Genomic DNA, 11495 nt, shown 5'->3' with positions numbered 1-11495 from the left:
AGTGCAGTGGTGGATTCTGAACTCGGTCAACTTGTGGGAGCGGGCTTGCTCGCGAAGGGGGTGGGTCTGTGACACATGAGTTGACTGACCCACCGCATTCGCGAGCAAGCCCGCTCCCACATTTGGATTTCTGTGAATCAGATAGATGGGTGTCGTTTGCACTCGGTCAAAGGTGGGAGCTGGCTTGCCTGCGATGGCATCTACTGGTTATGCCTGATACACCGAGGTGTCTGCATCGCAGGCAAGCCAGCTCCCACAGAAAAGCAAAGCAGTGCAGTGGTGGAGGCTGAACTCGGTCAACTTGTGGGAGCGGGCTTGCTCGCGAAGGCGGTGGGTCTGTGACACATGAGTTGACTGAACCACCGCCTTCGCGAGCAAGCCCGCTCCCACATTTGGATCTCTGTGCATCAGATAGAAGTGTGTTGCTGTGCTTTTTTGCTGCTACCACTCAGGTCGGCTACTAGGCCGCCGTGTTCTGCTTTTGATCTTGCTTTTGACTTCGATCTGACAGCCCGCCCAACCCCAGCAACCCGAATATCTCCCGCCGCAACCCCACCAGATACGCATCATCCCGATGCCGAGGATACGGCCGATCAATCGTCAATTGAGTCTGAACCTTGGCCGGCCGGTCACTGAACACAATCCCGCTCGCCACGACAGCGCCGCTCGCCACATCGAGGCGGTGTCAGGTCGTCAGATCAGCCAGCCCCAGGTGCTCGCGCAGCGTCGAGCCTGCATAGGCGGTACGAAACAACCCCTTGCGCTGCAAGTGCGGAATCACGCTCTCGACAAACTCAGTGAACGAACCCGGCAGATAGCCCGGTGAGATCACAAACCCGTCGCATCCGCCTTGCTCGAACAGCTCCGCCAACTGGTCGGCGATCTGCGCGCCAGTGCCCACCAGTTGCGGCACGCGTACGCTGCTGGCGAAAATGCGGCCGAGTTGTTCCAGGGTGATTTCAGGCCCTTGCATCAACAGCTTTTCCGCTGCAGCGGCAGGGATCAGTGGCGACCGGGCAACCTCGGCCAGGGTGGCCGTCAGCGGGAACGGCGACAGGTCCACATTGAGCTGCGAAGCAAGTGTCACCAGCCCCAGCTCAGGGCGTGCCAGGGCGTTGTGCCGATCGCGCTTGGCACGGGCTTCGGCCTCGCTGCCGCCAATAAATGGCATCACCGCGGTCAACACCTTGCAGCTGTCGGCGTCGCGCCCTTGCTGCACCACTTGGGCACGCACGTCATCGCGAAAGGCGCGCATCGCGTTCAAATGCGGGTGAATGGTGAAAATCGCCTCGGCCCAGCGCGCGCCAAACCGCCGTCCGCGCCCGGACGAACCGGCCTGAATCAATACCGGACGGCCCTGGGGCGTGCGCGGGATATTCAGCGGGCCTTCGACCTTGAACCACTCGCCCTGATGCTGCACCGACGTGATCAAGGCCGGGTCGGCGAGCACGCCATGTTCGCGGTCCAGCTTGAGGGCGTCCTTGCCCCAACTGTTCCAGAGCTTCAATGCGACTTCGACAAACTCATCGGCGCGGTCGTAGCGCAGGTCGTGTTCCAGGTGCCTGTTCTTGCCGAACAGGCGCCCTTCGCTGTCATTCATCGACGTGACGATATTCCACGCCGCGCGGCCCTTGGACAGGTGGTCGAGGGTGGCAAATTCGCGCGCGATGTGTGCCGGTTCGTAATAGGTGGTCGAGCGCGTCGCGCCCAGGCCCAGCTTGCGGGTCTGGCCTATCAGGTAGGAGAGAATCGGCAGCGGGTCCAGGCGCGTGGCGTCCTGGGCGCCGTAGCGCAAGGCAAACTCGCGCGAGCCGCCCATCTGGTCGCCCACGGCCAGGCGGTCGGCGAAGAACAGGAAGTCGAACAGGCCCTCCTCCACCACCTTGGCGATGCGCGAGTAATAGTCGGGGTCGAGGTAATTGCCGAGCGTTTCGGGGTGACGCCACACGGCGTGGCTGTGCACCACCGGCCCACTCAGGAGGAAGGCTGACAAATGGATCTGGCGGCTCATGGTTTGGGGGTCCACACGGTGATATCGGAGACGTTCAGCGGCTTGGGAATCAGCTTGGCGCCATAGTAGGTGTCGGCGATGCGTTGCTGTTCGGCAAGGTTTTGCAGCTTGACCGGGATGATGTCGTAGCTGCGCCGGCTATTGGCGCGCTCCACCGTGGCCGGTGGGATGTTGCCCCACAGCGGCCCAAGGATGTCAGCGGCTTGCCTGGGATGGGCTTTGACCCATTGGCCGGTCTCGCGCAGGGTATCGAAGGTGACTTGCAGCACATCCGGGTGCGCGTTGGCAAATTGTGTGGTCGCCAGGTAGAAGCGGTTGTAGTTCGCCAGGCCGTCGTTGCCATCGGCGATCACACGCACGTGATGTTCAAGCTGCTGGGTGGCGAAGAACGGGTCCCAGATCACCCAGGCATCCACGCTGCCATTTGAAAATGCAGCGCCACCGTCGGGCGCCTCAAGGTAACGCGGGGTGATATCGGCCAGCGTCAGGCCGGCTTTGTGCAGCGCCGAGATCAGCAGAAAGTTGCTGCCAGAGCCCTTGGACACGGCCACGGTCTTGCCCTTGAGGTCGGCGATGCTGTGGATCGGGGATGCGTCCTGGACGATGATCGCCTGGGCGCCGGGCAATGAGTTTTCCTGGGCGTAATACGTCAGCGGCGCATCGGCAGCCTGGGTGAACAGCGCAAAGGCGTCAGCCACGTCTGCGTGCAAATCGACGCTGCCGGCGTTCAAGGAACTGAGCAGGCCGGTGCTGAATTCATGCCAGTTGACGGTGAAACCCAAGGGCTTGAGGCGCTGTTCGAGCTGGCCATTTTGCTTGAGCAGGATCCACAGCGTCGACGAGCGCTGGTAGCTGATGTCCAGGGTCTGCTCGGCGTGGGCCGCCGCTGCAGCAAACAGCAGGCTGGCGGCGAGGATCAGTTGTTTCAACGTCATGGAAGGCCTTGGCATAGGTGAGTTGAAGGAAGCTGCTTATGCCAAAAGACCCCATAAAGCCTGGCAAACAAGCAAACTCGATTATATTAAGGACGGCTAATTATGAAAGAACCCTATAATTCTATGGTTATGCCCAATTCGTCGGAACGCTTTAAAAGCGCCCTAAGCTCAGACCGAAAGAGTATTTATCGAATGCTTTTTAGAACTTTAAGCTTGGTCTTATTTCGCTGAAGATCGAGCGCGTCATGTCTATTCGTCGTCCCCTCGCCGTTGTCCTCGGGCTGCTGGCCTTTTGCGTTGCGGTGAGCGCCGAGGCTCAGGAAACCGTGCGCATCGGTTACCAGAAATCCTCGACCCTGATCACCCTGCTGAAAACCCAGGGCACGCTTGAAAAAGCCCTCAAGGCCGACCACATCGACGTGAGCTGGCATGAATTCCCCAGCGGCCTGCCGCTGCTCGAAGCATTGAACGTGGGCAACGTGGACATCAGCGCCGACGTGGCCGACACCGTGCCGATCTTCGCTCAGGCCGCCCAGGCCAAACTCACCTACTTCGCCCAGGAAGCGCCCTCGCCTTCAGCCCAGGCCATCGTGGTGCGCAAGGACTCGCCGATCCAGCAGTTGGCCGATTTGAAAGGCAAGAAAATCGCGGTGACCAAGGCCGCCGGCACTCACTATTTGCTCATCGCCGCACTGGCCAAAGCCGGCTTGGCGTTCTCGGATATCGAGCCAGCCTATCTGTCGCCGGCCGATGGTCGCGCGGCCTTCGAGAACAACAAGGTTGACGCCTGGGTCACCTGGGAACCGTTCCTCACCAGCGTGCAGCGTCAACTGCCGACCCGCACCCTGGCCGACGGCGCAGGCCTTGCCAGTTACAAGCGCTATTACCTGACCGGCACGCCTTACGCCAAGGCGCATCCCGAGGTCTTGAAACGTGTGTATGAGCAGTTGGAAAAAGCCGGTCAATGGGTAAAAACCAACCCACAGGACGCGGCGAAAGTACTCGGCCCACTGTGGGGCAACCTGGATGTGGCCACGGTGGAAGCCGCCAACGCGCATCGCAGTTACGAGGTGCAACCGGTCACGGTCGAACAGTTGGGTGAGCAGCAAAAGATCGCCGATGCCTTCTTCAAGGCTGGCTTGTTGCCCAAGGCGGTGGATGCCCAGGATGTGCAGACCTGGCAGCCGTGAAAAGTTTCATTTGGCAACCCCCACGGGTTGCCGCATAAAGGGCTTCTCCTCTTTTGCTGATCAGGTCATCGCGCATGATTTTCGCCATCCATGCACTCTACCTACCTAACGTGACCGAGCAGCGCGCCGCGCTGCTGCCCAGCCATCGCGACTACCTGGCAACGGTTGCCGAACGCATTGCGTTTGCCGGGCCGTTGCTCGGCGCCCAAGGCGAACCCGTGGGTTCGCTGATGGTGGTCGACTTTGACGATGAAGCCCATGTGCGGGCGTGGCTGGCGGCCGAGCCGTTTACGCATGGAGGGTTGTTCAAACAACTGGATGTGCAGGTTTTCCAGAACCGCTGGCCACAGAAAGTCGGCTTCCCAGAGGCGTAAAGGCGTGGCGCGCGGGTAAACAAGCCGCCCGGGAAGTGGTACAACGGGTGTCCCGTGCCGCCCAGCGCTGCGCCACATCCCACTTCCTGGAGACCGCCGCTCATGACGTCCAAGCTCGAACAACTCAAGCAATTCACCACCGTGGTCTGCGACACCGGCGACCTGGAAGCCATCAGCCGCCTGCGTCCGGTCGACGCCACCACCAACCCGTCGTTACTGCTTAAAGCCGCCGCCATCCCGGAATACGCCGAGCTGCTGCGCACTGCCGTGAACCTGTCCAAGGGCGACGTCGGCTTGGCCTGCGATCATTTCGCCGTGTCGGTCGGTGCGGGCATTCTCAAGGTCATTCCCGGGCGCATCTCGACTGAAGTCGACGCGCGGTTGTCCTTTGACGAAGACGCACTGTGGGCCAAGGCCAACCAGTTGATCGCCCTGTACGACCAGGCCGGCATCGGCCGCGAGCGCGTGCTGATCAAGCTGGCGTCCACCTGGGAAGGCATCCGCACTGCCGAACGCCTGGAAAAAGCCGGCATCCAGACCAACCTCACGCTGCTGTTCTCCTTCGCCCAGGCCGTGGCGTGCGCTGACGCCGGGGTGTTTTTGATCTCGCCATTCGTAGGCCGTATCTACGACTGGTACCGCAAAAGCACGGGCCTGGATTACACCGGCGCCGAAGACCCGGGCGTGCAATCGGTCACCCGTATCTACAACTACTACAAGGCCAACGCCATCCCGACCGTGGTCATGGGCGCAAGCTTCCGCACGCTCAGCCAGATCGAGCAACTGGCAGGTTGTGACCGCCTGACCATCAGCCCCGACTTGCTGCACAAACTCGACGAAGACAACGGTACGCTGGAGCGCAAATTGGTGCCGGGCGCTGAAGGTGAAGTGCGTCAGCAATTGACCGAAGCGCAGTTCCGCTGGGCGTCGAATGAAGATGCGATGGCAACGGAAAAACTCGCCGAGGGTATTCGGCAGTTCGCGCGCGATCAGGAGAAGTTGGAGGCGGTGCTGGCGGCGTTGTAACAGGACGCCCGATTGCTGTGGCGAGAGCCTGCGCCCTCGCCACAGCAGTCATTCAAAGGCTGTGTGTTCGACGTGATTCAGAACGGCCCCTTCGTCATCACCCGCTCATCAATAAACCCGCGCAACATGCCAATCCGTTGGGTGTAGGCATCACTCAGGCAGCTCAGCCGCGCGCCACACGCGCGCCGCTGCTTGAGCCAGTCCGCCTGCCCGTCCATCAATGAGCCGCGCCCGCCCATGGCCATGAAGTGCTTGTTCAGGTCGTAGAGCAACGCCATCGTGACGTCCTGGTCATTCAGGCTGCGGTTGGCGCAGATGGCAATTTCGTCAGCGGCCTTGGCCTTGGCGCAATCAAAGCTGGCGGCCTGGCTTGAAAGGCTGAGCATCAGGGTGCAAATACCGGTGAAGAGTGCGGGTTTGAGCAATGAACGTGACATCGGCGATGGGCTCCGAAGAAAATGGGCAAACGGCGGCGTTATAGATAGGCCCGCCGCCGACCAAAAAGTTCTTCGACACCGAGCACCCTTCAGTCGCGTTCACCCAGCGCGCGAGCGGTCAGTGCACCGAGTATTGCGCCGACGATCGGTGCCAGCCAGAACAGCCAGAGCTGCGACAGGTATTCGCCGCCGGCAAACAGCGCCGGGCCGGTGCTGCGGGCCGGGTTGACCGAGGTGTTGGTGACGGGGATCAGGACCAGGTGAATCAAGGTCAGCGCCAGGCCGATGGCGATGGGCGCAAAGCCCGCCGCCGCACCCGCCGCCGTCACGCGCATGATGATCAGAACGAAGAAAAACGTGGCGATCACTTCGGCCAGCAAGGCGGCAAGCATATCGAACTTGCCTGGGCTGAGCGCACCGTAACCGTTGGCGGCAAACCCGCCGACCGCAAAATCCGGCTGCCCGCTGGCAATTTCGTACAAGGCCGCAGCGGCAAGCATCGCGCCGAACACCTGCACCGCAATGTAAGGCAGCACATCAACGCTGCGAACACGGCGCCCCACCCATAAACCGATGGTCACCGCCGGGTTGAAGTGCCCGCCAGAGATACCGCCCACCGCGTAGGCCATCGTCAGCACGGTGAGACCAAACGCCAGCGAAACGCCAACAAAACCAATGCCCAGTTCCGGAAAGGCCGCCGCCAGAATGGCGCTGCCACAGCCGCCGAACGTCAGCCAGAAGGTACCTAGAAACTCTGCGGTCAAACGTTTTTGCACAATCGACTCCCTTGCATTCCAAGTGCTACGCCCTGTTGTTCAAGGTCGTGGCAATCGCCGTCACCACGGGATGTGGCAGGCCCGGGGCGACGGTAGCAATGGGCGTCAAAACGCCCTGTAAGGATTGTCTGGTTTTATCGAATGTGCAGCGTTTTGCCCGTCGGCTGCTCAGCAAAAAAATGCTTCCAGGGCCGCGCCCTGACAGGTCAACGAGGGTCTTTCTATGGCAGCCAGCCTTCCATGATGTTCTCCACCAGCAGGGTGTTATTCCACGCCACGCGTATGGGCAACTTGCGGTGGTCTTCTGTGGTCTCACCCACCCTTCATTTCTTTCTGCGTCCCAGAGCCACCGGGTCGCTACCCGCCGTGTCGACGGATCAATGCACGTTTTTATACTGATCCACGGCATCCATATAGGCCGCTTTCAATCCCAGACTCACCGTGCCGAGCACCTCGGAATTAAGCGTGGCAGCGTTCTGGCCTACCAGGCTCTGCCCCGATTGCTTGAGCTTGAGACGCGCGCGGCCCGCGTAACGAGCGCCGCCGATGTCCACTGAGAGCCTGACTTCACACGCGTAATAGTCTGGTGAGTTAAAGGTTTTAACAAAGACTCGGTCGATTTCAACGTCGGTTTTCAGCGCCGAACCCGGGACCGCGCCTATCGACTGCCGGGTGAATTCGGTCCAGTCGTCGACCGGCACGTTGGCGAAGCCTTCATAGAGCCCGACGTTGTAATTGGCCGCATGCCACACAACCTTGCTCGACTCCGAGCAACGTGTGCACCGCTCCCCGCCGGAAACGTGCACAACATCAGCCTGGATCACACGCGCTCTTATCGCGGCGAGCTCCGCCTCGGTGGAGTACGGAGCAAAATGCAGTTGGTTGGTGACGCAACCACTGAGTAAACACAGAAAACCTAAAACGACGAGGTGTCTCACGGGTTCAATCCTTTGATTGTTTCAAGTCATCAGTGACCAACGCATCAGCTGCTACGCGCCACGCCCTGCCCATACCGGTGAATCGCCAGGCAGTAGCCGATCAGCGCCACTGCCGCGAGCAACCCGCCCGCCGCGCCGATCCAGGCGAAGCCGAAGTGGCTGCCAACCCAACTGCCCATCAGGGCGCCGCCGCCGATGCCAATGTTGTAGATGCCGGAGAACATCGCCATGGCCACGTCGGTGGCGTCGGGTGCCAGCACCAGCACTTTGGATTGCATGGCCAGGCCAAAGCCCATGATCGCCATGCCCCAGAACACACTCAGGCCGACGAGGTAGGACTCGGCGCCGCTCAAGGGCAGCATCAGCGCCAGGCATGCCGCGAGCAGGAACACCGCACTGACCACGAACAGGTGCGGGTTGAAACGGTGCACCAGGCTGAACAGCAGCGAGCCGATGATGCCCGCGCCGCCGAACACCAGCAGGAACAGCGTGACCACGTTGCCGCTCAGGCCGGCGACGCCTTCGACGAAGGGTTCGATGTAGCTGTAGGCGGTGAATTGCGCCGTCACCACCATGGCGGTGAGCACGTACAGCGCCACCAATGCCGGGCGCTTGAACAGCATCGGCAGGCTGCGCAACGAGCCGGAGTTCTGGCTCGGCAGCAGCGGCAAGGTGCGCGCCAGCCAGAACACCAGGGCCGCGGCAAAAGCGGCGATCACCAGAAACGTGGTGCGCCAGCCCATGGCTTCGCCGAGCAGGCGACCCAGCGGAATGCCCAGGACCATCGCCAGTGACGTGCCGGTGGCCAACAGGCCGAGGGCTTGCACCTGCTTGCCCTGCGGCGCCAGGCGCACGGCCAGGGAGGCGGTGATCGACCAGAACAACGCGTGGGACAAGGCGATGCCGATGCGGCTGACCATCAGCAAGCCGAAGCTGGTGGCAACGCTGGAGAGAATATGGCTGGCGATAAACAAGCCGAACAACACGATCAGCAACTTGCGCCGTTCGACGTTACGTGTGAGCAGCATCACCGGCAGCGACGTCAGCGACACGATCCAGGCATAGATAGTGAGCATCAGGCCGACGCTGGCGATGGGCATGTCGAAGCTGGCGCCGATGGCGCTGAGCAGTCCGACGGGGACGAATTCGGTGGTATTGAACACAAACGCGGCCAAAGCAAGGGCGATGACCGGTTGCCAGTTGGCTTGGGGGGTTGCGGCTGAAATGCTCATTGGCGGGCGAGGTACTCTGACGGTGATCCAACGGCCACGCAGAACAGCGCCGCCGCCGAGCATTCTATAGGTTTCTCGCCGCGCTGTTGACGCGCATCGTCGCTCTGAGGTTCAGGGCGAGGTCATGGTGATCACGTAGTTGCCCGACACAATCGGCGTGCCGGCGCTGTCTACCAGCAGGTAGCGCTGGTCGTAATAACGCCCGGCGCCACTGTCGGCAACCAGCTTCACCCGGGCCGCATCGACGCTGGCCACCGGCGCCAGACTGCGCACTTCGAAGCGGCTGCCGCGGTTGGAAGGGGCGCAGCCGGTCAACTCCATCACCGCACCGCTGCGCGCATTTGTCGCACACCCTGGCTCGACGATTGCGCCGGTGAACTGGATAGTGCCCTGCCCTACAGTCTGCGCCGCACCACAGGTACTGGCCCATAGGCAAAAGAGCCCTGCAAACACCGAAATACCTTTAACGCTCATGCCGACACTCCTTATTGGGCTCTCACCAAGGAAGTCGTCTGGCCGGGCGTTAACTTGAGGTGATTCGGCCAAGGGTGTGATCTAGATCACGGATCCACCTGCCCCATCATCTCGGGGATGCTTTCCGGCCGCTTGGCGTAGCGTTGCGCCAGCGCCGCGCACACCATCAACTGGATCTGGTGAAACAGCATCAGCGGCAGGATCAACACGCCCATGGTCGCGCCGGCGAACAGCACTTGCGCCATCGGCACGCCAGTGGCGAGGCTTTTCTTCGAGCCGCAGAACAAGATGGTGATGCGGTCTTCCTGGTTGAAGCCAAAGGCCTTGCCCAGCACGGTGGACGCCACCAGTACCAGGGCCAGCAACACACAGCACGCCACCACCAGGCCGCCCAACTCCCACACTGGGATCTTGTGCCAGATGCCTTCGTTGACCGCTTCGCTGAACGCGCCGTAAACCACCAGCAGGATCGAGCCCTGATCGACGAACTTCAGCCAGGATTTATTCCGGCCAACCCAATCGCCGATCCAGCGACGAGCGATTTGCCCGGCGATAAACGGCAACAGCAATTGCACGCTGATTTTCAGGATCGCGTCGACGGTAGAGCCCGCGTCGCCGTGCACGTTGAGCAGCAGCGTCACCAGCAGCGGCGTGAGGAAAATGCCGAACAGGCTGGAGGCCGCCGCACTGCAGATCGCCGCCGGGATGTTGCCGCGCGCAAGCGACGTAAAGGCAATCGCCGATTGCACCGTGGCCGGCAAGGCGCACAGGTAGAGCATGCCCATGTACAGGTCTTTGCCGATCAGCGGCGACAGCACCGGCTTGAGCGCCAGGCCCAGCAAGGGGAACAGCACAAAGGTCAGGCTGAACACCAGCAGGTGCAGGCGCCAGTGCCCGGCACCGGCGACGATGGCCTGGCGCGACAGCTTGGCGCCGTGCAGAAAAAACAGCAGCGCGATCGCCAGGTTGGTCACCCAGCCAAAGGCCACAGCGGTCTGGCCGCTGGCGGGCAGCAGGGAAGCGAGAATCACCGTAGCAATCAGGGTCAGGGTGAAGTTGTCAGGCAGAAAACGCGGGCGGGTCATAAGCAAATCTTCCAGGGGTTGCCAAGAGCATCGCTGCGACTCTAACGTAACGGCTTGTTACCGACTAACGCCAATGAGCCAGTAAATGCCGCCTAAAGGACATGACAAGACCGTCCGCCGCAGTGTTCCCGGGCTTTCCAGCCTGCCGCGGCCCGTGTATGGGCGCACGGAGTCGCTGCCCAATCGCGCGCTGACCCGCCGGCACAGCCACCCGTGGGTGCAGTTGTCCTACGCGATTTGCGGGGTGTTGGAGATCCAGACCAGCGCCGGCCGCTTCGTCGCCCCGCCCCAGCGCGCGGTGTGGATCCCGGCGGGCGTGCCGCACCGGGTGTTCAGTTCGCCGCACACGGAAATGCGCAGCCTGTACCTCGATTGCAGTGTCACCGCCTGGGCGGCCGAGCGTTGTCAGGTGTTGGAGGTGAGCAGTTTGTTGCGCGAGTTGATCCGTAGTTTCAGTGAGTTGCCGGTGGAATATGCCGAAGACGGGCCGGATGGGCGCCTGGCCCAAGTGGTGCTCGACCAGTTGGCCGCTGCGCCGCAGGTGGATTTGATGCTGCCCTTGCCCCTGGACCCGCGGTTGCGTCAGGTTTATCGCAGTTTGAATCTGCATCCGGAGCAGCAGACGACCTTGGGGGACTGGGCGCGCAGGCTGGGGGTGAGTGAGAAGACGTTGAGTCGGTTGTTTTTGAGTGATACCGGGCTGACGTTTCGGGCTTGGCGTCAGCGGTTGCGGCTGCTGAGTGCGTTGCCTGCCCTTGAGCAGGGGGAGCGGGTTACGGATGTGGCGCTGGGGTGTGGGTATGAGTCGACATCAGCGTTTATTGCGGCGTTTCGGCAGCAGTTTGATGCGACACCGGGGGAGTTTTTTCGGTGATGTTTTGGGGGGGTTATTGAGTACATATCCGTTGTTTGGGTGATGGCGGGTATGGGTTCCGCCCTTACGGCGGGTCACTTTGGAAAAGCCCCAAAGTAACCAAAGGGCTCTTGCCCCACCACTCGGCACCTCGCTTAGGCTCG

Annotated in this window: 12 protein-coding genes; 4 read left to right on the top strand and 8 right to left on the bottom strand. The window is 61.5% G+C overall.

Annotation, left to right across the window (positions count from 1 at the left end; genetic code table 11):
* Positions 1–685: 685 nt before the first annotated feature.
* Together AACW30_RS22035 and AACW30_RS22030 are read right to left on the bottom strand one after the other, a co-directional pair.
* On the bottom strand, positions 686–2011 hold the full coding sequence (locus tag AACW30_RS22035; RefSeq protein WP_200625763.1) for an LLM class flavin-dependent oxidoreductase: 1326 nt from the start codon (positions 2009–2011) through the stop codon (positions 686–688).
* On the bottom strand, positions 2008–2946 hold the full coding sequence (locus tag AACW30_RS22030; protein WP_200625762.1) for an aliphatic sulfonate ABC transporter substrate-binding protein: 939 nt from the start codon (positions 2944–2946) through the stop codon (positions 2008–2010). Before AACW30_RS22030 ends, AACW30_RS22035 begins: the two co-directional genes overlap by 4 nt.
* A gap of 245 nt (positions 2947–3191) precedes the next feature.
* Between AACW30_RS22030 and AACW30_RS22025 the strand changes: the two genes are divergently transcribed.
* The 3 genes from AACW30_RS22025 (at position 3192) to tal (ending at position 5536) form a co-directional block, all read left to right on the top strand.
* Positions 3192–4136, top strand: a complete 945-nt coding sequence (locus AACW30_RS22025; RefSeq protein ID WP_119735799.1) for an aliphatic sulfonate ABC transporter substrate-binding protein — start codon at positions 3192–3194, stop codon at positions 4134–4136.
* A 74-nt stretch (positions 4137–4210) separates the two neighbouring features.
* Entirely contained in the window at positions 4211–4510 is a 300-nt protein-coding gene (locus AACW30_RS22020) for a YciI family protein (RefSeq protein WP_124417057.1), read from the top strand.
* 102 nt (positions 4511–4612) lie between these two features.
* Positions 4613–5536 carry a transaldolase gene (gene tal, locus AACW30_RS22015; RefSeq protein ID WP_106580647.1) on the top strand — a complete coding sequence of 308 codons (924 nt, stop codon included), beginning with the start codon at positions 4613–4615 and terminating at the stop codon, positions 5534–5536.
* A 77-nt stretch (positions 5537–5613) separates the two neighbouring features.
* On the opposite strand, the gene AACW30_RS22010 is transcribed toward tal, so the two are convergent.
* The 6 genes from AACW30_RS22010 to AACW30_RS21985 form a co-directional block, all read right to left on the bottom strand.
* Complete coding sequence (locus tag AACW30_RS22010) at positions 5614–5973, bottom strand: lysozyme inhibitor LprI family protein (RefSeq protein ID WP_164487921.1); 360 nt, start codon at positions 5971–5973, stop codon at positions 5614–5616.
* Positions 5974–6062: 89 nt separating this feature from the next.
* Complete coding sequence (gene aqpZ, locus AACW30_RS22005; RefSeq protein WP_169366384.1) at positions 6063–6749, bottom strand: aquaporin Z; 687 nt, start codon at positions 6747–6749, stop codon at positions 6063–6065.
* A 377-nt stretch (positions 6750–7126) separates the two neighbouring features.
* Entirely contained in the window at positions 7127–7687 is a 561-nt protein-coding gene (locus tag AACW30_RS22000; protein WP_200625761.1) for a hypothetical protein, read from the bottom strand.
* Positions 7688–7731: 44 nt separating this feature from the next.
* Complete coding sequence (locus AACW30_RS21995) at positions 7732–8919, bottom strand: sugar transporter (protein WP_106580643.1); 1188 nt, start codon at positions 8917–8919, stop codon at positions 7732–7734.
* Positions 8920–9030: 111 nt separating this feature from the next.
* Positions 9031–9393: a type 1 fimbrial protein gene (locus AACW30_RS21990; RefSeq protein WP_119735809.1), complete on the bottom strand. Its 363-nt coding sequence runs from the start codon at positions 9391–9393 to the stop codon at positions 9031–9033.
* An 86-nt stretch (positions 9394–9479) separates the two neighbouring features.
* A complete protein-coding gene (locus AACW30_RS21985; RefSeq protein ID WP_200625760.1) occupies positions 9480–10478 on the bottom strand; it encodes a bile acid:sodium symporter family protein in 999 nt (332 codons plus the stop codon).
* Positions 10479–10563: 85 nt separating this feature from the next.
* On the opposite strand from AACW30_RS21985, the gene AACW30_RS21980 reads away from it, so the two are divergent.
* A complete protein-coding gene (locus tag AACW30_RS21980; protein WP_200625759.1) occupies positions 10564–11352 on the top strand; it encodes an AraC family transcriptional regulator in 789 nt (262 codons plus the stop codon).
* The last annotated feature ends 143 nt before the right edge of the window (positions 11353–11495 follow it).

It is taken from the genome of Pseudomonas sp. MF6747 (assembly GCF_963890955.1).
Classification (GTDB): Bacteria; Pseudomonadota; Gammaproteobacteria; order Pseudomonadales; family Pseudomonadaceae; genus Aquipseudomonas.
Note: the sequence above shows the minus strand (reverse complement) of the source record. Positions and strands in the feature narration are given on the sequence as shown.

Coding starts and splice junctions, on each gene's coding strand:
- AACW30_RS21980 (WP_200625759.1), top strand. CDS start 10,564: ATGCCGCCTAAAGGACATGACAAGACCGTCCGCCGCAGTGTTCCCGGG.
- AACW30_RS22020 (WP_124417057.1), top strand. CDS start 4,211: ATGATTTTCGCCATCCATGCACTCTACCTACCTAACGTGACCGAGCAG.
- AACW30_RS21990 (WP_119735809.1), bottom strand. CDS start 9,393: ATGAGCGTTAAAGGTATTTCGGTGTTTGCAGGGCTCTTTTGCCTATGG.
- tal (WP_106580647.1), top strand. CDS start 4,613: ATGACGTCCAAGCTCGAACAACTCAAGCAATTCACCACCGTGGTCTGC.
- AACW30_RS22030 (WP_200625762.1), bottom strand. CDS start 2,946: ATGACGTTGAAACAACTGATCCTCGCCGCCAGCCTGCTGTTTGCTGCA.
- AACW30_RS21995 (WP_106580643.1), bottom strand. CDS start 8,919: ATGAGCATTTCAGCCGCAACCCCCCAAGCCAACTGGCAACCGGTCATC.
- AACW30_RS22035 (WP_200625763.1), bottom strand. CDS start 2,011: ATGAGCCGCCAGATCCATTTGTCAGCCTTCCTCCTGAGTGGGCCGGTG.
- AACW30_RS21985 (WP_200625760.1), bottom strand. CDS start 10,478: ATGACCCGCCCGCGTTTTCTGCCTGACAACTTCACCCTGACCCTGATT.
- AACW30_RS22025 (WP_119735799.1), top strand. CDS start 3,192: ATGTCTATTCGTCGTCCCCTCGCCGTTGTCCTCGGGCTGCTGGCCTTT.
- AACW30_RS22010 (WP_164487921.1), bottom strand. CDS start 5,973: ATGTCACGTTCATTGCTCAAACCCGCACTCTTCACCGGTATTTGCACC.